Genomic DNA, 22,368 nt, shown 5'->3' with positions numbered 1-22,368 from the left:
CCTCCGGCCCACGACGACCGCGCCAACAAGAACGACCGAGTCTGAGCGTGCTGCAACCAGGTCATCTGCCATGGCAGGTTCGACTTCGGGACAGTGACTCTCGGCATGATCTCAGATCACGATCTCAGATGATGCGACGGCGGGCCCGACTTTCGCCCTACTTGTACCGGGCCTCGAACAGCCTTCGACGCTCGACATGGTCCGGAAAATGGGCTTCACGACCGCCCTCCGAGGCGACCGAGAACCTCAAACGATGCCTCAACTGTGCCGGACGGGTCGCGCTCCCTCGCAAGCGCACGATCCTGCCATAGGTGTAACAGCAAACCGAAAGGATCTTCATGACAAACCTGAACACCCACGAGCGCGCGCTCGAATTGCTGCGCTAGATGTCCCTCGTGGAAAAATCCCGCCAGTCGTGGGAATCATGGCTACCTCCATCCCAACGCCGGAAACAATGGCAGCCCGGCTCTCCAAGGGAATCGGCCACCTCTCATCCGGAGCGCTCGGCGCAGCATTCCCCAAGCAACTGGCCGACATCAACAACGGCGTCCAGCGATACCTCCTGGAGCACACGCGCCTCGGCATCCCTGCAATGCTGCACGCAGAGGCCCTCAACGGCTTCACCGCCCCCGAGTACACCTCTTTCCCGACCGCCATCGGCCTGGCAGCAACGTGGGATCCCGATGCCGTGCAGGAGATGGCTGACACCGTCCGCCGCCAAATGCGTTCTGTCGGCTTCGCGCAGGCACTTTCACCCGTCATAGACATTGCCCGCGACGCCCGTTGGGGGCGCGTGCACGAGAACTATGGGGAAGACGTCCTCCTCACCTCCTCGATGGGCATCGCCTACGTGCGCGGGATCCAAAGCGACGACCTTTACCAATGGCGTCATCGCTACCGCTAAGCACTTCCTTGGCTACGGCGTATCCGAAGGAGCCCTGAACGCCGCGGCCTCCGTCGCCAGTGGTCGGGATCTCTACGATGTATGCGCAACCCCTTTCGAGGCGATGATCAAAGAGGCGGGGCTTGCCAGCGTAATGAACTTCTACTCCGACATCGACGGGGTGCCGGCGGGCGCGAACCGACAGATACTCTCAGACTTACTGCGCGGCCGAATGGGATTCACCGGATCAGTCGTGTCCGACTACGGCACCGTGGAGCAACTCGTCACGCGTCAGAAGATCGCAGCAACACCCCAACAGGCAGGAATCCTCGCGCCTTCCTGCGCAGCCAGGAGGCCATCATTCGCGGCCATGAATTCGCAGCCGAGCGACCCGGCGCCGAGCTGCTGAAAGCCTCGGAACTGAGTCTGGACCACGGCCCCGGATCAGCGGATCCCTGAATATTCGGCTTCCAGCTGTCGATCGAGGCTCGCTGGTTCCTCGCCGACGAGCTGCCCGAGAAAGGAATCCGGGGCCGGCGAAAACCAGTGACCACGGCATCTGGTCGGTGTTCTCCAAGAAGCAGGCTTAGCCGGATGCCGGGGCCACCGATCCCCGACGACCTGTTGAAGCGGGGCTTTACCGCCGCTGCCCCGAACGAGCCGTGGTTCACGGACATCACCGAGCACACCACCCAGCGAGGGCAGCACTGCCCCTGTGCCGTCGAGGACCTCTATTTCGGGAGGATCTGCGGGTACTCGATGGTCTCACGATGAATTCCTTCCTGGCTTGGCTGCGCGGGGGAACGCGGTGCGGGCTGGCAGCTGGCTGGCACAGTGCTTCCCTGCGGTCGCAGGTCCCTGTTCCGGTCGCCCGCTTGGTTGAATTGCTCCAGCATCCCGGGTTGACAGGCCCAACGGGCAAGGTCGGCGCGTATGCGGACAGAAAAGCGATGGAATGGTTCTTCTCTCTGCTGCAGAAGAACGTCTTGGATCGTCAGCGGTGGCTCACCAGAAAGGAACTCCCGTTGGCATCACCACCTTGGATCAAGCGGACCTAGCACGGCCGGCGACTGCAAAGTCGGCTGGAAAGACTCACGCCCCTCCCATTGAACGATCAAAGCGGACCGCATTCGCAACGGGTTAAGAACCCGAGTCAACAGAAGCCAGGACAGCCGCGGTGTTCGCAGGGTTAGGATCGGTTTCTCGCTCCTTCTCCGTGTCGAACTCGCTGTGTTTGTCGCGGGCGCGGAAGACGGTCCATGCGATCGATAGCCCGACGAGCGCCACAATGGACATGGAGATCAGGAGAACGTTGACCCCCAGCGTGACGAGTGTCGGCACCACGATTGCGTAGCCTGCGACAGCGAAACGACCTACGGACAAGATCACGCCGACAGCCGTGTTGCGAAGCAGCACCGGGAAGGATCGAGCAGCCCAGAACTTCATGATGCCTTCACTCGCAAGCGCGGATCCGATCGCGGAAGGCAAGAAAAAGATCAGGTAGGTGACGAAGGAGAACCCGAACACCACGGGGATGAAGGGCGTAACAACCAGGAGAACGGCGCCGACCGTGAACAGCGGAAACCGGAACTTGGCGTTGCCGAGTTGCAGGAATGACAACAGGATGGCCACGATCGCGATCGGTATCGCGAACAGACCTGTCAACGACGCGTCCGCTATGGACACTCCTGCGACGTTGACCAAAAGGTAGGTCCCGTATTGGCCGATCGGGACGGCGGAAGCCATGACCAGCGTATAGAAGGCCAGCAGGCCCAGGAATGGCACTCGGTATGGTGCACGGAGAAGGTCCTTGACTGACGAACGGTCTGCTCGGACTGTGTCGATTCCCCGACGCCTCTCCTCCCTCGCCAACAGCCAGCTGGCGGACTCGGGAATTGTCAGCCGAAGAATGAGCACGACGAGCGTGATTACGCCGAGATAGCCGAGCAGGATCTGCGCGCCGGCAAGCCCCATGTTCCCTACGATTCCTCCGATGACCGCGGCGCTAATCCCACCCAGGGCAACGAATACGCCACTGAAGGCGATGAACAGGCCTCGCTGTTTGTCGGTGCGGGCCGCTTCCGTCATCGTCGTGAGCGCGACCGGAATATCCGCACCGGTTCCGAGTCCCATGAGCAGCGCCCCCACGACCAGCACGGGGAACGCGCTCGAGAACATCAGTACCGCCACCCCGGCGATGATGACGATCATGGTTCCGGTGAACACGCGTCGACGGCCGAGGACGTCTCCAAGACGGCCACCGACGATGGCCCCGAATGCGATGCCGAAGCCGAACAATCCAGTGAGGAGCCCGATCTGTTCGGGCAGCAGCCCGATCGCACCTTGATAGATCACGAGAACCACCGCGAACGCCCCGGCGATGCCGGTGTCGATAAAGCCGGCCATGCTGCAGATGATCGCCACCCACCAAGGGTTGGGCTGCTTTCGGACGGCGGCCACGGATGTGGTGAGCGGAACTTGGTCGGTCATCTTTGACTCCTGTGCTTCGGGCTGAGCGTGGCTTTGTTAGTTGGTGAGGGTTGCGACTTCAGGGCGTAAGGTGCGCCACCCGGGCCAGGTCGCCTATGGGACCTGTCCTCTGAAAATCGGCAGGCGTATGAAGGTCATCGGAGCTCGCGGTGACTTCGACGTCGATCGGCCGGGACTCGATGACGAAAATTGCCTCGGCGTTCGTCATCGGCCAGTGGCGCTCTGCCGCTGATTCTCGTGGTGTGCGGTCCGCTATGGGATGGCGTCCCCGACGGATATCTGGATGGCGGTGTGAGCTTGGTTACGATGCGAAGGAAATATTTACTCCCCACGGGTAAATATAAATCAAGCAATAAACACGCGCAAGGGAAATATTCGGTCTTGAATCAGATCGCGCCAAACGGGCTCGCACACTGCGAGTCCGGCGAGGCAGATAGTGGGCCTAAGCCTCGTTGGCGAGGATCTGCTCCAGGCCGAGGATGGCCACGCGCAGGTCGAACTGAAACTGCTCCTCGCCGAGGAGGCCGTTGTCGGCGAGCAGGACGGCCTCCATGGCCGGAAAGCCCGGCTCGCGCGTGGATTTCAGGATCTGCCGAATGGAGGCCGTCGTCTTATGAGTGCTGGCGTCCGCCCTATCGATGTCGTTGCGGCCGGCAGAGAACGCCAACTCCGCGATGTTCGCGAGCGCTAGTCCTGCGGTGCGGGTTGAGAAGCCGGCGCGGAGGAGGGACCGGAGCACCGCCTCGGCAGGCTTCAGCGCCGCTGCGTCCAGCTTCGCATCCACACGTGAGTACTCGGCAAGATCACCAAGCGAGGCGACGACGGTACGAGTCTGCGAAGCAAAGTCGCGCAGAAGGTCGCGCCAATCCCGGCTGAGGCTGAGTTCGATCGCCGACATTCCGTCCGCGAGCGAGTACGCCGCAAGCAGGTCGAGCAGTCCATCACGATCACTGACGTGGTAATTCAGGGCCTTACGGTTAACCCCAAGGCGTTCGGCGACGGCACGCATCGTTAATTCGCCCACAGGGATTCCGCGAGCTGCCTCTACGATCATCTGCTGGTCGATGCGACGCGGTCGCCCACGCCCACGCCGCGGTGAGGCGGAATCTGTCGTTGAGGTCATGTGCGCCCCTTCCGCGTTCTCCCAGGGAGCGTAGCATCGCCTTCACATACCGATACCGTAATTTCCCATCGGGAAGAATCAAGGTTCCGCGCCGTAGGCTCGCAGCCACTGCGTGTGATCATGTTCCATCCTCCCATTCCCTTGGGAGCCCAATGTTCAAGGCGCGCATTACGACGCGGATGGGTTTTGCGTCGAGACTTCGAAAGAAGAAAGGTCAGGCTCCACATGAACGTCGACCAGTTCTCTCTTGCACGCGGCCCCTTTCATCCAGCCCACGCGCCGCCTTCAATCGAGCGTGTAGTGACCCACCTCGGGACGTATCTTGCGGGTGTTGGTAAGCGGGTGGTTCGCCAGACCACTTCGGATGGCAGGCCGAAGCGGCAAGGTGTGGGCCAATGCGCTCCTGCGCGGCTGGACCTCGGCCGGGCATGCGGGGCCCGCGGACCTCTGACGCGCCAGCTCTTCTGCCAGGCTCCTCCTTAGCTCGACGCCGATGGGTTGACTTCCCTGATCCGGTAGCGTACATTTCCCGAAAAGGAATTACATTCCCGAACAGGAAATAACTTCGACGGAGAAGGATCCGAAAAGGCACGGCAGCGCACGACAGCCCTGTCAGCCTGCCTACGGGCAACGCCTCCGTCGTAGCATCCCTTGCCGTGATGTTCGTCTGTCCTTCCGCTGAATCAGAAGGCACAAGCATGCTGCGTGCGTCGTTCGACGACAACTGGATCGTCCGCGCCGCGCTGCACGCGGACAGCCCGGCCGTAGACCCGGTTCAGCAGCCGAGCGCTGGCAGCGGATGCGTAGCACGACGACGAGCAAGAGCTATGCCGATGTCCAGAAGAGAGCTGATCCATGAATCGTAAGAAGAAGGCGCACTTCAGCTTTGAGGACGGAGTACGCGCCGTTCGCGCTGGAACATTGACGCCAGCGGATGTCGCAGAGCGGCTCATCACCCAGATGACCAACAAAGAACTGCTGTGGATGCTGGATGGTGACGTGCCGCTACGCGCCATCATCACACTTCCGGCCAAGATCAAGGCCGGTCCGATCGCCGCTGGTGCGATTCCACGGCTCGGTATTCCCGGCGTGCAGTTCGTCGACGGGCCGCGCGGGGTCGTGGCAGGTGCATCCACAGCGTTCCCCGTCACGATCTCACGTGGTGCGACCTGGGACCCGGAGCTGGAAGAAGCCATCGGTCTTGCCATGGGACTAGAGGGTCGCGCACAGGGCGCGAACTACTCCGGGGCGGTGTGCATCAACCTCATACGCCACCCGGCGTGGGGACGCGCGCAGGAATCCTACGGGGACGACCCAGTACTCCTCGGTCAGATGGGCGCCGCTCTCACGCGTGGACTGCAGCGCAACGTGATCGCCTGTGTGAAGCACTACGCCTTGAACTCGATGGAGAACGCACGGTTCAAAGTCGACGTGACTGCCGATGCGCACGCGCTGCACGAGGTCTACCTCCCGCACTTCAAGACCGTCATCGACGCGGGCGCCGAATCCGTGATGAGCTCATATAACTCGGTGAACGGAGAGTGGGCAGGCGACAACAAGGTGCTGCTGACCGACATCCTCCGCGACGAGTGGGGCTTCGAGGGCTTCGTCACGAGTGACTGGGCTTCCGGCATCCACGACGCGGTTCGAAGCCTGGACGCGGGGCTCGACATAGAGATGCCGCTGCGCATGCACCGAGCCCGCGAGCTGCCGAAAGCGATCGCACAGGGACTCGTGAGCAAGGAATCCCTCCACCGCCCAGTGCGCCGCATCCTGTCGACCCTCGTACGGCACGCGGCCGCGCGCGATCAGATAGCACCGCCGAAGGCGGTACTCGCGAGCCCTGCGCACCGCGCCCTCGCCCGCAGAGCCGGGGCCCAAGGAGCTGTGCTCCTGAAGAACGACCCAGTCGAGGGCGCGGCGCTGCTGCCGCTGGACCCCTCGATTCGCCGGTTAGCCGTGATCGGCGCCCTCGCCGTGGAGGCCAACATGGGCGACCACGGCTCCTCGCTGGTGCACCCGCCCTCGTCCTCGTCTCCCCTCGACGGCCTGCGCGAGGCGCTTCCCACTGTATCGATCACCCACGTCGACGGAACCGACCTCGCAGAGGCCCGCGAGGCGGCCGCGTCAGCCGACCTCGCAATCGTCGTCGCCGGGATGAGCTTCGACGACGAGGGTGAGCGGGTGGAGAATGAGGAACCCAGCGACATGCCGATCTTCGGATGGCCGATGAACACCCTCGTCGTCGGTTGGCTGCTCAAGAAGATCGCCCGACTAATAAGCCAGTTCGGCAAGGGCGGCGACCGCACATCGCTGACGCTGCACGAGCGGGACGAACGGCTCATTAGAGCTGTCGTCGATACGAACCCCCGCACCATTCCCGTCATCATCGGCGGCAGCGCGATCATCATGGAGAAGTGGCGCCACGACGTCCCCGCGATCCTGATGGCCTGGTATCCCGGCATGGAGGGAGGACGCGCCATCGCGGATGTGCTCACCGGCGCCCAAGAGCCGGGAGGCCGGCTGCCGCTAGCTATTCCCAAGGACGCCGCACACCTGCCGTTCTTCGACGCCTCAGCGAGCGAGATCACCTACGACGCATGGTGGGGTCAGCGCAAGCTGGATCGCGACGGCAACAGGGCGGCATACCCCTTCGGCTATGGGCTCGGGTACACGACGTTCGAGATGGAACTCATCGAGCATCACGCGTCCGACGCCGACGGCGTCGCCACTGTTCGGGTGCGCAACACGGGCGCCCGCGCCGGGTCTACCGTCGCGCAGGTCTATGCTGTCGAGACGTCAGGCGCCAGCCGCGTTCCGCAGCTGATCGGATTCCGCCGCGTGCGCCTGGCCCCAGGCGCGGAGACCGTTGTCGAGGTCGCGCTCGACCTCAGTCCCACACGCGAACGCGACCCCAGCTCCAAGACCTGGTCGCGGCGAAGGGGGAATTGGCAGCTGATCTGCGATGCTCACAGTCCGGCCGACTTCAACGCAGCCCGGCCCCTATACTCCGATGCGACGTCTCGGTGAGCGTCGATGGCATCCACGTGACCGACACGACCGTCGCAGGTCGCACCGGCCATGACATCCCCGTGCGGGACTATGCGCCGGACGAAGTGCGACATACCGTCCCGCTCGTATGGGTGCACGGCGGGGGATTCATGGGAGGCGGACTCGATATGCCGGAATCCGACGCCGTCGCCCGTGCGATCGCGCACAGCGGCCGGCACGTGCGTGCCGTCGACTACCGTCTCGTACCCATGATCAACTTCCGCGGCACCTTCCGGCCGAAGCCGTCCACCAACAGGTACCCCGAACCGTTGTTCGATGTCCTCGACGCGTACAAGGACCTCGCCTCCACTCAGCCAAGTACACGTTCTCCTCTCCTGGGAGGAACAAGCGCCGGCGCGGGGCTCAGCCTGTCCGCCGCGACCAGGTTGCGGGACGGGGACGGGCCCCCGCCGAGCGGACTCGCTCTCATCTACGGCACATTCCATGGGCGACCGGCAACGGTGACCCGGGAGCTTCGCTCGAGGATTCGAATGAGCGACCGCGCGATGGCCGTCTTCCTGGGTAAGGACTCCCTGGAACGGATGAACATGAACTACGGCGGTTCCCCGGAAAGCCTCGACGATCACGCCGTCTTTCCCGGCGGAGGCGATCTGCGGGGATTGCCGCAGACTCTCGTCATGAACGCTGACCGGGACAATCTCCGAGCCTCCGGCGATGCACTCGCCCAGGAGCTCATTGACGCGGGCATCGAGACGACCACGCAGGTCCTTCCCAACACGACCCATGGTTTCCTCAACAAGCCCAAAACCCGCCACTTCACAGACGGCACGCAAGCGCTCGTCACATGGATGGACGATCAGAAAGCACGCCAATGATTCGCCGATCTTTCAATGACAACTGGACTGTCACGCCGAAGAAGACGCCGTTCGACAGTTTCACCGGCGGCGCCGATGCGCTGCCGGTGACGCCGCTGCCGGTCACGCTGCCACACGACGCGGTCCGTGACCTCGAACGCTCCCCGGATCACCCAGGTGGTTCGCACACAGGCTACTTCCCCGGCGGCTACTTCCGGTACGAGAAAGTCTTCGATGTACCCGCGGAACACCGCGAAAAGGTCGTCGCCGTTGAGTTCGAAGGTGTCTATCGCGACGCGATGGTCTACATCAACGGCGACCTCGCGGCGCAGCGCCCCAACGGCTACGCCGGGTTCGTCGTCGACGCGAATCCCTATCTACGCTTCGGGCAACCGAACACGATCGCTGTGGAATGCCGATCCCACCAGGACTCACGCTGGTACACCGGCGCGGGCATCTACCGTGACACCCATCTCGCCGTGAGCGACCCCATTCATATTCCGCTCGACGGTGTACAGGTCAGCACCGAGTACGTGGAAGGCCTTCGCGCCGTACTAGCCGTCGCCGTGCCGGTGACGAACGAAACTCGCGCCACTCGCACAGTCCGGGTTGACACCACCGTGACGGATGCCGACGGGGCTGTGGTCGCTGCCGGATCTTCACCCATCACCCTATTGCCGAACACCTCCGGTGTGGCGCGTTTCAGACTGAACGTCGACCAAGCCCGGCTGTGGAGCACGGACCTGCCCAACCTTTACGCAAACCACTCCGCAGTTCGCGACGGGGACGTCCAACTCGATGAGGACCGGACAGTCTTCGGCATCCGCGAGGTGCGCGTTGACGCTGTCGGCGGACTCCGCATCAACGGCGAGCAGGTGAAGCTCCGCGGCGCGTGCATCCACCACGACAACGGACCTCTCGGCTCGGCCGCCATCGCTCGCGCGGAGGAGCGGCGCATCGAGATCCTGAAGGCATCCGGATTCAACGCGATCCGCAGTTCACATAACCCCACGAGCAGAGCCATGCTCGATGCGTGTGACCGCTTGGGCGTCCTCGTGATGGACGAGCTCACGGATGTTTGGACCGTCGCCAAGACAGGGTTCGACAGCTCACTTTCATTCCCGGAGTGGTGGGAACGCGACCTCGAGGCGATGGTGCGCAAGGACTTCAACCACCCGAGCGTGATCTGCTATTCGATCGGCAACGAAATCTTCGAGACCGGAAGCTCGATCGGAAGCACCTGGGGACGGAAACTCGTCGAGAAGCTGCGAACCCTCGACACGACTCGATTCGTGACCAACGCCATCAACCCGACTGTCTCGGTCTTCGACACCATCGCAGCGATGATGTCCGCCGCCGGGCAGCAGCAGGACGTCAACACCGCGATGGGCAGTATGGGCGACGGACTCGCCCAGCTCGTAGTTTCGGACCTCGTCACCGGCGCGATCGAAGAAGCTGCAGCGCAAGTGGACGTCGTCGGGCTCAACTACGGCGATCAGCGGTACGAGCAAGATGCTGAGCTCTTCCCCCAACGAGTGCTCGTAGGCTCTGAGACCAATCCCGGTCACATCGACGAGTTATGGCGGCTGGTGACGAAGCACGACCACGTCATCGGCGACTTCACCTGGGTGGGGTGGGACTATCTGGGCGAGAGCGGCATCGGCCGCGTGGACTACACGGATGAGCCAGGCTACAAGAACAGTGGCCTGAGCGCCGCGTACCCCTATCTCGCGGCATTCGCCGGCGACATCGACATCACCGGGCATCGCCGTCCTATGTCGTACTACCGCGAGACGGTGTTCGGTCTCGCCGCCGCACCATACATCGCTGTCCACCGGCCGCAGAACTATGGCCGCCCCACCGCATCTTCCGGCTGGGCGTGGTCGGACTCCGTGTCGAGCTGGACATGGGCCGTCCCGGCTGGTTCACCTGTCGTCGTCGACGTCTACAGTTCCGGTGATGAGGTGGAACTCGTCCTCAATGGTGAGGTCATCGCCCGGCAGCGCGTCGGTGCGGAAAAAGCCTTCATCACACGCTTCGACACTCACTACCGGGCCGGCGAGCTGACCGCGATCGCCTACCATGACGGCGTCGAGCAGAATCGGACCACCGTGGTAACCGTCGATGGTCCCGTCGCGATCGACGTGCGAGCCGACAAGGACACGGTCCGTGCCGACGACACCGACCTCGCCTACGTCGAGATCTCGCTCCGGGACCACCTCGGGACAGTCGTCAACAACGCCGACCGCGCGATCACCGTCACCGTCACGGGAGCCGGAAGCCTCGCCGGCCTGGGAACCGGGCGACCCTCGACGCAGGAGCGCTTCGATGCGGCGACGTGCACCACCTTCGACGGCCGAGCACTGGCCATCATTCGCCCGCACCGTCCCGGGAAGATCGACATCCGAGTCGAGGCCGACGGCTGCCCGCCGGCAGGTACCTCAATCGAAGCCGAAGAACTGATACACACGTCAAGGAGAATCGCATGACGAAGACAGCCGTGATCACCGGCGGCATGGGCTCGCCACCGCTCACATCCTGGGCGCGGACCATCGCATCGTCCTGGCGGGCCTCGACCAGGGGGATCGACCGCGCCGTGAGCGAGTTCGCCGACATCACGGACCGTGCAGCGCGAAACGAATGCCCGCATCGCCCTGATCGAGCTGCCGCTGCCAGGTGAAGTCCCCGGAAGCCGCTACAACGCAATCGCTGAGGACTGCAACACCGTCATCCATCACATCGGCCGGAAACGTTGCGTGCCGGTACTACCGCTGCGCCGACGCATTCATGACGCACTCCCGCTCAAAACAACCGTCCGCTCATTGGGACGGAACAAAACGGGCCATGGGAAGAGCGTTTTTCCAACACACCCTCTTGCGAAGGTCCTGGCATTCCATAGCGGACCGCCAAGGACTGGCTCTGCTCACCGACCACGTACACCTATCAGACCGAGGAGCTGACCTGTGCAAACAGTGGTCAAAGATTTTATCGAGCCCAAAGAAGCTCGGAGACTCAACCCACCCGACTAGGGAGAAAGAGCGGACCTCATGCCCAAGACCCTGAGATCTGAGTCGTCCTATGGACCCGGTTCGCAGCAAGCTTTACGGCGAAACAACATGGAGCTGCTGATCCTGCGGCTCAGCAGCGAAGGCCCCGCCACACAAAGGAAGTTGGCTGAACGGACAAACCTCTCACCGGCCACAGTGTCGAATCTTGTCGGGATACTCAAGTCTCAGGGACGGGTTCAAACCACATTCACGACGAGTTCGGGACGCCGTGCGATTCTCGTGTCACTGAGCTGACGCGACCACCACAGGACCGCACAAAACGACGAGAATGCCCGCATAATGGAGGGCCTCACGGCCCGTCTCGTCATCCCGCCCTCGAGCTGGACGCGGTGTCGGCCGAACCCGGCGAGTTTATGTGCACATGTCCTGGCGGTGAATAGCCGCAAAGCGAGAAGTAGCGGGTTTTCTCCGGGAGATTTCACTCCAACCGAAATCACGGCTGACTAGCCCACAAAAGGAAACACAAACATGGCAAGCAACGATCGCCCCCTCACCGCTCAGTCGCCTATCCGCGAATGGCTCAACCACCCCGAGGGTGGTCAACTGATCAGGCAGGTTCCCGGACATGGCGGTGCGTTCGACGAGACCGCGCTCGAGCCGGTTCTCGGGCTGCCGCTCCAGCAGCTCGTCGCCCTGAGCCAGGGCCAGCTGCCCCAGGAACTCGTCGACGATCTGGTGCTTCGGGCCAACGGCGGCATCAAGCCGGAAGAAGCCGATGTCGACGGCCAGTGGCGCGAGCGAATCACCACCGATCGCTTCACCGGGCGCACCGTCGTCGTCACCGGAGCCGCGTCTGGTATCGGACGCGCCACTGCGTCACGGATCGCCCGCGAGGGCGGACGGGTCAATGGAGGTGATGTGGCCGCGGCCGTTGCGCGTTGGAGTGTCCGTCGTGGCCCGGCGGTTGGTCGGTGTATGGATATGGGTGGGTGTCACGCTGCTGGTGTGAGGGGTCACGGTGCAGCCGAGTGCTTCGAGCTGTCGGATGTGGCCGCTTTCTTTTGCTTTCCGGGTCGGTGTGTCGGCTGAAGTGGTCGGCGCCGGGGTCACGGAACGGGGCATCCGGGTTCTGCAACAGGTGCCAGGTGATGACGAGGATGGAGCGTCCGATGGCGACGATGGGCGGCAGATGCTTCACGTCGCGTGCGCTGACCGGCCACGGCTCGAGCCCGTGCGCCTCCAGGAGGTAGAACACCGGCCTCCAGTAATCGGACGTCGCCTCCATCACCACCCGTTCGCTGCGCAGCTCCACCAGATGGTTGGCGAGCTCCGCCAGCGAACGGCTCATCGTCGAATGCGTCGACACCTCCTGCAGACGCTTCTTCGGGTTCCCTGGCGCAGGGACCCGGACACAACACACGAGTTCAGCCTTGCCAATGTCGATCGCGGCGACCCTGGCAATGATTTGTTCCTCATCCTGGGTTTGGCCAGCATGATCCCGTTCATCTCCTCGCAGCACGGACCTTCGATCATCGATGCGGCCGCCCGTGGGGGTCACCGGGAAAAGAATCTCATCCGCGTTCTCAGAAAAGAAACAATGAAGGGCCCAGAACGTGACCCCCAACGCCCGGCTAGTTGACGGCCTCAAAGAACCATAGGGGGGAACGGCGTCGGCAGGTGACCAAGGCACCATTTTTAACCGGGAACGGGCGCCCAGGAAGGGGCATTTAGGCTAGTTGTCGGCCTTGCCCTGGGCCTTCACGGAAGCCTCTTCGGCCTCCTGGAGGCGGGCACCACGGCGTCCCGGGCCAGGGTGTTCATCTATCCCTGCCGTCGACGGTCGTCTCGCAGGGCCCCCCACACTACGACTATCGACGGCAGGAACGGACTCCTACGTAATTAGACTGGCAAGCCTCACCGATTCGCCCACTCGGTACCGGATCGCCAGGGCCAATCTCGTGGGTCTCCCTCCCGCGGCATTGATGCGGACTGGGGCGCCGCCAGACGCGGCAAGAAGTAAGACCCACGTGGCTCCGGAGCTGTCGACTTCGGAAGTTCACGAAATTGGTTAGCGGCGCAGGCCGCGTCGAAGCGGTTCAATGGGCCGCCCGGTTGGTCGTGATTTGACGTTTGGTTGGATGTTCAGACCCGGAAGGGGCGAAGTCTCGGCCGGTGCCTGATGGCTGTACAACACAATACGGCCTTACAGTTTGGCAGGTGCGCCAATTTTCCAGCTCAATTGCGAGCGCTGACAATTGACGCGTCAATCACCATATTGAGCTCTTGCTGCAGTCATGTGGATATGCGCCCGTGCTGGCGCGTTGGACTAACTTCGGGATGACGACGGAAGGGCGGTCTACGCCAACCCCCTGCATCTGCCGCAAGAGCGTCTCGACGCACCTGCGGCCCAGTTCCCCGAAGTCCTGCCGCACGGTGGTCAGGGGCGGGATGAAATATCCGGCTTCGGGTTGGTCGTCAAATCCAACCACTGAAATGTCTTCGGGCACGCGGATATTCCTTTCGGAGAAGGCGCGCAGGACACCCAGGGCCATTTGGTCGTTCCCCACAAACAGTGCGGTGATGTCCTCCGGTTCGAGACTTAACCCGATGTTGTAGCCACTGTCAGCGCTCCAGTCTCCTTCAATGATTATCTGGTCTTGGAGGCCAGCAGCGCGCAGGGCTTCACGCCACCCCGTCGCACGCTCATCGCTATCAGCCCAACCGGGAGGTCCGGAGACATGGGCGATAAGCCGATGACCGCGCTCAATGAGGTGTTCGACGGCGAGCCGGGCTCCGTGGCGCTGATCGACTGCAGCCCCTTGGACGGTGCTGTTACCGGGTGAACCGGCTGCCACGACGGGAACGGCCAACGTCATCTCCTGCAGGGCAAGGACGACGCTGTCCGATTGCCGTGCCAGCAGAATGATCCCGTCAACGCCTTGGTCGATGAAGTGTCCCACCGCACCCAGAAGGCTTTCGCGGGTGATCTCCCTCAACGCGGCGATGCTGACGAAGTAGCCGGCATCCCTGGCTGCTCGCTCCACGCCTGCCACGGTACTGGCCGGACCGTACTGGGACAGTTCACTGGCCAGCACGCCAATGGTCTGGGAACGGCGGGTAACCAGGCTGCGGGCGGCAGTGTTCCGACGGTATCCCATCGCGGCGATGGTCGACTTTACTTTTTCGCGGGTGGGCGCGCTGACGCTCGGATGATTGTTGATGACGCGCGAGACAGTTTGATAGGAAACTCCCGCGGCATCCGCGACATCTTTCAGGCGGGGCATCCGCCCTGCTTGCATGGGTCCGTGCCCGTCTGCAGTCGCGGCCGAATGGTCCGCGGAACGGCCATGTGCGTCATCCCCCTCTCGGGGTAGCTCTGGTGGTTCGTTCAGTTCAGCGCTCCGGTCGGGTCTTGTCCGTAGACGTTCTGGTAACTGTTGAAGAGGAAGTCGACCGCATCCGGGGCTGTGGTGTGAGGGCTTCCCGGCTGCTCGGAGAACAGTACTGATCGGGCGACGTCTCCAACCCATTACCGCTGCCTTGACTGCATCTTGCTCGTCCTTGCCGACGGTGAATGGGCCGTGGTTCTTCATCAAACGGCCCGTGAGCCCTGTCCACTGAGCGTTTCGACGATGCCCCGGCCGATGGAGTCGTCTCCGGTGATGGCGAAGGGGCCGATGGGGATCCCGCCCCCCAATTCGTCGGCCATGGCGGTGGTGACGCCCAAGATTGGTTCCCCCTGCGCGGCCCAGGCGACTGCGCAGGGCGAGTTGATGCCTCCGGAAAAGTAGCCGGTGCTATGGCCGGCCGCCGCCGCAGCGGCGTCGCGTTGCTCCTGGTGCATCGCGTCAAGGGGAGGGTCACCTCCCGCCCGCTCTGTGACCTGGCGGACCGCCGTCGCCGGGGACGTCGTTGAAGCTTGAGCGGATCATGATGCAGTACCCCCTGCGGGCGAAGGGCGGCCCGCAGGGGGTACTGCCAGGACCTCGTCGAGGACGGGTGCGAGGGCCTTGGTCCAGGCCCCGTATCCGGCGCCGTTGAGATGCAGGTTGTCCGCGGTGAACTCAGGCTTGAGCCCGCGATCCGGACCGGCGAGAACAGGCCAGAGGTCGAGGAAACGCGCACCCTCCCTTATCGCGATGTCCTGGTACCGGGTGTTGAGGTCCCGGATGGTCGGGGCGAAGTGCGGGGTTCGAGGCATGACGCTGTTGATCACGAGTACTGACTCTGGTGCCAGGACCCGGAGTGCCACGACCAGATCAGAGAATTGCGCGGCGAGGGCCGGTGGTTTGGTGGTACCCAGGCCACCAAGGTCGTTGGTTCCGATGAGGAGCGAGATGAGCCGTGGCTGGTTGACAGCGCTGTCGAGCCGCTGGCGGACTCCCTGAACGGTGTCGCCACCGACGCCCCGGTTGAGCGTCGGAACTGAGGGGAACCACTCGTGCCACATCCCCTGTTCGGTGATGCTGTCGCCGAGGAACAGTACCCGGCCGGGTGGCAGCGGTAACCGTGTGAACTGGTCGCGCCGCATCCGCATGGGGGTCCGCATCAGCGGGCCCAGCGCCCGACCGAGAAGCTGTTGGCCCTTCAGTGCTGCGCTGCCGTTCATCGGACGCCCTTGATCTTGAAGATGCTGAAGGCGCCGATGAGGGTGAGCCCGATCGAGATCACGAAAATGGGTGTGTAGCCGAGCCCGGTGCTGACCAGCAGTGATGTCACCAGCGGACCGATAACGTTCGGAACGTAGTTGGCAAGATTGAGGAACCCCAGGTCCTTTCCCCGTGAGAGCTCGTCCGGGAGGACTTCGGTCATCAGTGCAGCATCGACGGAGAGGAACATTCCGGTTCCAAGGCCATACAGCGCGCCGTATGCGATGACGGCGTCACCGGAAGGGATGAGCAGGAGCGAGGCAGGTGCGACCGTGAGGATGAGTGAGGCGATGAAGATGGGCATCTTGCGCCGGCCGATCTTGTCCGAGAGCGGACCTGCGATGACCGTGGAGATGACGATGGTCAGCAGTGTTGCGATACCCGCGACTGCGATGATGTGACCGGCGGACTCGTTCGCCAGGTGATAGTGATCGGTGAGGATGTACAGCTGGAACGCCACGATCATCGAGGCACCAAGGAAGATCACGAACCGTCCGGTGAAGGCCCAGTAGAAATCGGGTGCTCCCTTCGGAAGTTTGAAAGCCGTGAGCACCTCGCGGGCGGTCAGTTTTTCGATCGGCTCGTGGCGGTTGGAGAAGTCAGGCGCGATCAGCACGAAGGCGATGGCCGGTACGAGGATGCCGATCGAGGTGGTCACGAGCAACAGGTCCGGGGCGGAGATGAAGTTTGCCGCGACAATGCCGGCGACGGCGCCCGCGAGTACCTGTGCCCCGCCGTAGAAGGCAGAAGCCGTACCGCGCTTTTCCCGGGGAACGCGGTCAGGGAACACCGCGAGGACGGCAGCCGACAAGGCCGGGAGGAAGATGTTGTATCCGACGTAGGCGGCGATCAGCAGGTCAACGTTCGGCGCGAACCCGACCAGGGCGATGAAGATGGCAGCACCGATGCCGCCCAGAACGATCAAGGGGCTGCGCTTGCCGAACCGGCTCCGGACGCGGTCGGAGATGGTGCCCCAGACGAAGATTGAGATGCCGGACAGGAGCCCGGCGATCGCGGTCGCGAGCCCGAGGAGCGCGACTTTCTGTTCAGGTGCGAGGATTGCCAGTTTTGCGGCGAGCAGGACGTTGTTCAGCGCGGTGTTCGCAAAGATCGTTCCGAATCCAACGATAAAGAGGGCGAGCCGGAGCCGGCCCTGACCGACGCGGGAAATGATGGCGAGTGGCCCCGTCGGTTCGGAGAGGGTGCTTGGGTGGGCCAGTGATTCTGGAGGGGTCGAGGACATCGTCGTCTACTTTCAGCTAAGGAATTACGCTATTCCTGTTCGGGAATTTAATTCCCTTTCGGGAACGGTATCCCGTAGGCTTGAAGGCGTCAAGCTTTTTTCCGAAATTAATTCCCGGTCGGGAATGGTCGTTGATCGGCCGCCGATCTCATCAAGGAGCCGTCATGACCGCAGAAGGAACGGTTCCCGCCGTGCGCCGCACACGGGGAAAGAACGCGGGAATCAACCCGACGCGCATTGTCGCTGCGGCCCGCTACCTGGACCCGGAGACACTTACTATCCAGGCGGTAGCGGATGAGCTCGGGGTCGATCGCAAGGCGGTGACCTATCATGTGACCGATCGGGACAGCCTGTTGGAGCTCCTCGCCGTGGATGCGTTTTCCTCCCGCTTCGAAGTCGCCGGGCTGCCTGCATGGAGTGACTGGAAGCAGGCCTTGCGGACGATTGCAGCAAGCACGAAGGACGCGTTGGTCGAGTCCGGTTCCCTCGCCACGTACTTCAAGCTTCGCGGACCCGCGAGCGAGGGCATGATCAGGCCCGCTGAAATCGTGCTCGAGAAAATGATCGAGGCAGGATTCGGCGAACGTGACGCCGCCAGAGCCCTGACATTGGCAATCGGCGTGGCGATGAGCTGCGCGAAAGACCTGGTCATGAACGCCAGAGAGGGCGGACACCCTCAAGGGCCCGAACTCGTTAGGGCCCTTGAGGGTGTCGATTCAGCGAGCTTTGGAGCGCTGCGGCACCTGGAAGCGGTCGGCTTTACGTCCTACGATGACCGGCGGTTCGACTACGACATGGACGTTCTGCTGTGGGGACTGGAACACCTCCTGGCGTACGGTGGCCACGACCAGGGATGAGCCACCGGCACCCCAAGGCGCGCCGTGCTGCCCCATGGGCTTCCAGTACGCGCCAGCATTATGGAAGCTCCACCAGCTGGGAACTGCGCGCAAGGAGCGGCCTTCTTGCGCGTTTGGACCCTGCATACGACCACTGCGGCACCTCGATGAACGTGGCGTAAGCCCGGTGGTCGCGCCGGGCACGAGATCAGAAAAGCACTGAACCGGCACGCTGTGCCGACATTCGGCCCTCCACCGCCAAAGCGACGTCAGGCGTGCTTTCCTAACCGACCTGACATGTGGCGCTCAGAGCTATCTGGGGCCAATCTCGCAAAGCTGTTTCACATAGCTTGGCTCCAGCTATTGTGTCCGGCACTAAATTGTTTCAAGATTGTTAGCGTTAACAATTCTGCTGCGGGCACCGAACCCGTGGATCAGGAAGAGGACCACTTGCAAGGGAGCAATATCATGGCGCAGTCCGAAGTTACACCCTCGTCAGCCTCGCCCAGCCGGCGTCAGGTCCTAGGGATTGGGGCAACCGCTGCCGTGGCGGCAGGTGTCAGCATGGTGCTCCTCGACTCCGCCCCTGCGACCGCGGCCAGTGCAGGAAACCGATCGCAGACGTCTTTTGATGCTGACTGGCGTTTCCTGCGTGATGACCCCGCAGGCGCCGAGTCCATCGGCTTCAACGACAGTTACTGGCGGGTGCTCGACGTCCCGCACGACTGGCAAATTGAGGATCTACCCTATGCAACGTCCGAGAACGGTGAGGCAACTGCGAGCCCTCAGACGTACATGGTCCCCAACGATCCTTCTCTAATCCAGGGGGTTCCTCCCGTCATTGGGCCCTTTGACGCCAACGCAGACCTCCCTGGCGGCTACGGACCCGCGGCCCTGGGTGGACGTGGACAGGGTTACACCGTCGGCGGCGTCGGCTGGTACCGCAAGCATTTCACCGTCCCGAAGGACGCCCTCAACCGCCGGGTCGAGGTGCGTTTTGACGGGGTCTTCCAGACGGCCGATTTCTGGCTCAATGGCTTTCGCCTGGGCTTCAATGCGCATGGTTACCTGCCGGCCATTTTCGATTTGACCGATCATCTGGATTTCGCTGGCCAGAATGTTCTGGCAGTAAGGGTCCAGAGCCCGAACGAAAGCAGCCGCTGGTATTCCGGGTCGGGAATCTACCGGCACACGTGGCTGACGGCCACGAGCGATGTATGCATCCCTACATTCGGCGTCCAGGTAACAACGCCCGTTGTCGCGGGGAATTCCCTCATACACACAGCTGTGGAAGTCAGGAACGATGGCAGCCAGACCGCAAATGCGCAGGTGCGGACCACGCTGCTTGATCCCGGCCACAACGTAGTAGGAACGCAAACATCCGGCAGTGTCTCCATCGTCGCGGGTGACCAGACAACATATTCGTTCGGTCAATGGATCAGCGGTGCGCGTCTGTGGGACCCGGAGCAGCCCAATCTTTACACTGCACGCACCGAGGTGCTAATGGGCGGAAGGGTGATCGACTCGAACACGACAACGTTCGGAATCCGCTCCATGGTGTGGAACGGCACGGACGGATTCCTGCTGAACGGCAAGAGAATCAAGCTCAACGGCGGCAATGTCCATCACGACCACGGACCTCTCGGGGCCATCTCCCTGGACCGCTCAGAGGAACGCAAGATCGAGATTCTCAAAGCGGCCGGTTTCAATGCTGTCCGTCCCGCTCACACCCCGTTCTCGCCGCATTTCCTGGATACCTGCGACAAATTGGGCATGCTCGTTTGGAACGAGCCCTTCGATATATGGGACCTTCCGGCAAAAGCGGCTAACGACTACCACCTGTACTTCCCGACGCACTGGCAAAGTGACCTCACCACATTTATCCGCCGGGACCGCAACCACCCCAGTGTGATCATCTGGTCGATCGGCAACGAGATCGCGGCTGATCCGAATGCTTACGGCCCCCGTCTCGCGGACCACGTACGGTCACTGGACGTCACCAGACCCGTCTCCCTCGGAGGTGCTGACCTCCTCAAAATCGGGCCAGACCCATGGACCTATCTTGACGTGTTCGACTTCCACGGCAACCCCGGGGCCACAGACCACGCCGCGCACCCGGACAAAGCAATCACCCAGAGCGAAGTTCCCTTCAACAGCAACTACGACAACGCAAAGCTCGCCCAGGCAAGCCCTTGGTACGTCGGGAGTCTGGTGTGGGCCGGATGGGACTACATCGGGGAAGGCGGCATCGGCGCCACCACAGCGACCACCGGGCCACTGGCCGCCGGCGGCCTTGTCGGGACAGTTGGGTACCCCTACTTCCAAGGCTTCTGCGGCGACATTGACCTGATCGGTCAGCGCAAGCCCCAGAACCTCTATCGGGAAGTGTTCGTCGGTCACAGCCCGCTCGAGATGGTCGTGCTGCGGCCGACGCCGCCAGGCACCCAGCAGGTCGCCGTGAACTACGCCTGGTACGACGCTCTTGAAAGCTGGACGTGGGACCAAGCGCAACTGCTGCCATTGAACGTGCAGGTCTACACCAGCGGCGACACGGTGCAGCTGCTTCTCAATGGCCTGCTGATCGCAAGTAACACAGTGCAGGACTCAGACAAGCAAATGACTAACTTCAGGGTCCCCTACGCCCCCGGCCAGCTGACCGCAATCGCCAGCCGAAACGGGCTGGAAATCGCACGCAAAACACTAACCACCACCGGAGCACCGGCAGGACTTCGTCTCACTTCGGATGTCCAGAACCTCACAACGGGCCGTGACGACCTCGCTCACGTGCTCGTCGAGGTCATTGACAAGGAGGGCCGGCGTGTACCCGACGCTGTTACCAAAATATCCTTCTACGTCAGCGGTGCTGGCAACCTGATCGGCGTCGGAAACGGAAACCCGCGCAACGTTGACAGCTTCAAGCGTCCCCGCCGACACACTTGGCACGGCCAGGCTCTCGCGGTTCTTCGCCCTTCGAAATCAACGGGCACCCTGACAATGACTGCAACGGCACCAGGCCTCAATTACGCAACCATGAGCCTCCCCGTGAGGTAGGTCGCCCGGACGGGTGGGCGCGGCGTCCAGCAGTCAAGGTCCTGAGGATCCCGGCACGGGTTTGAACGCCTGACTTCACGCATGTGGTGCCGGCGTGGAACCGCCGATCGTCAGGGGAGCGTTTACCCTGGTGGTCGCCGCCGGCGGGATCCAACGTGGCTGTTGATCAGGCATGAGATCCTCCGACGTCGCAGCGAGGTCCCGAACTCCTCGCAATCAGTGCCTCGGATAGGTTATGCCCAGTCAGCCTCTTGACCTTCCACGGCAGGGAAGGTCAAGAGGCTGACTCCGCTCTCACGGACCTAATGCGAAAGTGTGGTGAGTCAGGCTGCGGTGACCGGGGTGCTGGTGACGTCGAAACCGAGACTGTTGAGTTACTTGATGGCGTCGTTTTTGGCCTTGATTGGGTCCAGTCGTGTGAAGGGATCAGCGCCTGGGTCGGCGAGGCATTCGCCTTCGGCGAGCAGGTGCCAGGCCGCGGTGAGGATGGAGTGTTCGACCGCGACGACGGCTTTCATCGGTCCGCGGCGGGCGGCGACGCGCCGGTATCTTGCTGTCGGGTAGGTGTTCTTGCTCCGGGAAGCGGACAACGCTGCAGTGCCCAAGGCGGCTTTGCGTGGTTGGTGCGTCGGCCGGGCTGGTGGGTTTGGTTGAGACTGGTCCTATGCGGGAATCCGGGAATGCGGGAATGCGGGAATGCGGGAATGCGAGGATACGTGGCCCCCGGTTTATGGACGTGGAAGCGCTGGCCAGGAGTTAGTGGTCTTCGTTTTTTCGGCCAGGCACCGGGGACGGTTGCTTCCGGATTCAATGATGGAGGGCCTGCCCCATCGCAAAGGGGCAGGCCCTCGGTTCGGTCCTGGTGTTGCCCGAAACCGCCGCGGCACCAACGTACGATCTGAGATGGAAGGCTACGTGCGGGTAGGGTCTAACCGATGTTGCATCCCGGTAAATGATGCCTTCAACCACCCGCCGGATGCCTTCGCACGGGCCGGGACCGGCGGAAAACCCCACGGATCAATTGCCAGGAGGTCCTCCAGATCGGCCGGCGACGTGTGGAGATCAGGGACCGGCCGGAGGAAGCCGGCGGCCCTTTCATGTCTGGGGCCTGGCAAGGCGATAGCGGTTGGCCCAAGAGGGCTGAAATGACCTGACCGAGCTCGGCCGCCGACCTCACGACGTTTGCGGCTAACCAGTGAGTTCTGCGTTGAAGGCCTGT

16 protein-coding genes and 2 pseudogenes are annotated in these 22,368 nt (G+C 62.7%); 11 read left to right on the top strand and 7 right to left on the bottom strand.

The window, feature by feature from the left end:
- Positions 1-424 precede the first annotated feature (424 nt).
- The 3 genes and pseudogenes from ACFRAU_RS07840 to ACFRAU_RS07830 all read left to right on the top strand — a co-directional run.
- Entirely contained in the window at positions 425-904 is a 480-nt protein-coding gene (locus ACFRAU_RS07840) for a glycoside hydrolase family 3 N-terminal domain-containing protein (protein ID WP_377999446.1), read from the top strand.
- Positions 807-1,292 (top strand): glycoside hydrolase family 3 N-terminal domain-containing protein, encoded by a 486-nt coding sequence (locus ACFRAU_RS07835; RefSeq protein WP_377999445.1) that lies wholly within the window; start codon positions 807-809, stop codon positions 1,290-1,292. The genes ACFRAU_RS07840 and ACFRAU_RS07835 overlap by 98 nt, the downstream gene beginning before the upstream one ends.
- Positions 1,293-1,378: 86 nt before the next feature.
- A pseudogene (locus ACFRAU_RS07830) lies at positions 1,379-1,938 on the top strand (IS3 family transposase); the annotation flags it as partial.
- Between the two features lie 85 nt (positions 1,939-2,023).
- On the opposite strand, the gene ACFRAU_RS07825 reads toward ACFRAU_RS07830, so the two are convergent.
- Positions 2,024-3,373 carry a nitrate/nitrite transporter gene (locus tag ACFRAU_RS07825; RefSeq protein ID WP_377999444.1) on the bottom strand — a complete coding sequence of 450 codons (1,350 nt, stop codon included), beginning with the start codon at positions 3,371-3,373 and terminating at the stop codon, positions 2,024-2,026.
- 442 nt (positions 3,374-3,815) lie between these two features.
- Positions 3,816-4,496 (bottom strand): TetR/AcrR family transcriptional regulator C-terminal domain-containing protein, encoded by a 681-nt coding sequence (locus ACFRAU_RS07820; protein WP_377999443.1) that lies wholly within the window; start codon positions 4,494-4,496, stop codon positions 3,816-3,818.
- 855 nt (positions 4,497-5,351) lie between these two features.
- Between ACFRAU_RS07820 and ACFRAU_RS07815 the strand changes: the two genes are divergently transcribed.
- The 6 genes from ACFRAU_RS07815 (at position 5,352) to ACFRAU_RS07790 (ending at position 12,459) form a co-directional block, all read left to right on the top strand.
- Complete coding sequence (locus ACFRAU_RS07815) at positions 5,352-7,526, top strand: glycoside hydrolase family 3 C-terminal domain-containing protein (protein ID WP_377999442.1); 2,175 nt, start codon at positions 5,352-5,354, stop codon at positions 7,524-7,526.
- A gap of 17 nt (positions 7,527-7,543) precedes the next feature.
- Entirely contained in the window at positions 7,544-8,383 is an 840-nt protein-coding gene (locus ACFRAU_RS07810; RefSeq protein WP_377999441.1) for an alpha/beta hydrolase fold domain-containing protein, read from the top strand.
- Positions 8,380-10,851, top strand: a complete 2,472-nt coding sequence (locus ACFRAU_RS07805) for a glycoside hydrolase family 2 TIM barrel-domain containing protein (RefSeq protein WP_377999440.1) — start codon at positions 8,380-8,382, stop codon at positions 10,849-10,851. Before ACFRAU_RS07810 ends, ACFRAU_RS07805 begins: the two co-directional genes overlap by 4 nt.
- A complete protein-coding gene (locus ACFRAU_RS07800; protein WP_377999439.1) occupies positions 10,848-11,042 on the top strand; it encodes a hypothetical protein in 195 nt (64 codons plus the stop codon). The genes ACFRAU_RS07805 and ACFRAU_RS07800 overlap by 4 nt, the downstream gene beginning before the upstream one ends.
- A gap of 367 nt (positions 11,043-11,409) precedes the next feature.
- Positions 11,410-11,664: a winged helix-turn-helix transcriptional regulator gene (locus tag ACFRAU_RS07795; protein WP_377995769.1), complete on the top strand. Its 255-nt coding sequence runs from the start codon at positions 11,410-11,412 to the stop codon at positions 11,662-11,664.
- 234 nt (positions 11,665-11,898) lie between these two features.
- Complete coding sequence (locus ACFRAU_RS07790) at positions 11,899-12,459, top strand: hypothetical protein (protein WP_377999438.1); 561 nt, start codon at positions 11,899-11,901, stop codon at positions 12,457-12,459.
- 1,178 nt (positions 12,460-13,637) lie between these two features.
- Here the strand turns inward: ACFRAU_RS07790 and ACFRAU_RS07785 are convergent.
- The 4 genes from ACFRAU_RS07785 to ACFRAU_RS07770 all read right to left on the bottom strand — a co-directional run bounded on the left by ACFRAU_RS07785 (position 13,638) and on the right by ACFRAU_RS07770 (position 17,262).
- Positions 13,638-14,654: a LacI family DNA-binding transcriptional regulator gene (locus tag ACFRAU_RS07785; protein WP_377995792.1), complete on the bottom strand. Its 1,017-nt coding sequence runs from the start codon at positions 14,652-14,654 to the stop codon at positions 13,638-13,640.
- Between the two features lie 308 nt (positions 14,655-14,962).
- Entirely contained in the window at positions 14,963-15,097 is a 135-nt protein-coding gene (locus tag ACFRAU_RS07780) for a hypothetical protein (RefSeq protein WP_377999437.1), read from the bottom strand.
- 201 nt (positions 15,098-15,298) lie between these two features.
- Complete coding sequence (locus ACFRAU_RS07775; protein ID WP_377999436.1) at positions 15,299-15,979, bottom strand: GDSL-type esterase/lipase family protein; 681 nt, start codon at positions 15,977-15,979, stop codon at positions 15,299-15,301.
- Positions 15,976-17,262, bottom strand: a complete 1,287-nt coding sequence (locus tag ACFRAU_RS07770; RefSeq protein WP_377999435.1) for an MFS transporter — start codon at positions 17,260-17,262, stop codon at positions 15,976-15,978. Before ACFRAU_RS07770 ends, ACFRAU_RS07775 begins: the two co-directional genes overlap by 4 nt.
- 164 nt (positions 17,263-17,426) lie before the next feature.
- Here ACFRAU_RS07770 and ACFRAU_RS07765 point away from each other — a divergent pair, with 164 nt between their 5' ends.
- Positions 17,427-18,119 carry a TetR/AcrR family transcriptional regulator C-terminal domain-containing protein gene (locus tag ACFRAU_RS07765; RefSeq protein ID WP_377999434.1) on the top strand — a complete coding sequence of 231 codons (693 nt, stop codon included), beginning with the start codon at positions 17,427-17,429 and terminating at the stop codon, positions 18,117-18,119.
- A gap of 543 nt (positions 18,120-18,662) precedes the next feature.
- A complete protein-coding gene (locus ACFRAU_RS07760) occupies positions 18,663-21,149 on the top strand; it encodes a glycoside hydrolase family 2 TIM barrel-domain containing protein (RefSeq protein WP_377999433.1) in 2,487 nt (828 codons plus the stop codon).
- A gap of 374 nt (positions 21,150-21,523) precedes the next feature.
- Here ACFRAU_RS07760 and ACFRAU_RS07755 read toward each other — a convergent pair.
- Positions 21,524-21,784 (bottom strand): annotated as a pseudogene (locus tag ACFRAU_RS07755) (IS110 family transposase); the annotation flags it as partial.
- Between the last annotated feature and the right edge of the window lie 584 nt (positions 21,785-22,368).

Source organism: Arthrobacter sp. NPDC056691 (assembly GCF_042791415.1).
In the GTDB taxonomy this organism is placed as follows: Bacteria; Actinomycetota; Actinomycetes; order Actinomycetales; family Micrococcaceae; genus Arthrobacter.
This window is presented reverse-complemented; position numbering and strand designations above follow the sequence as displayed.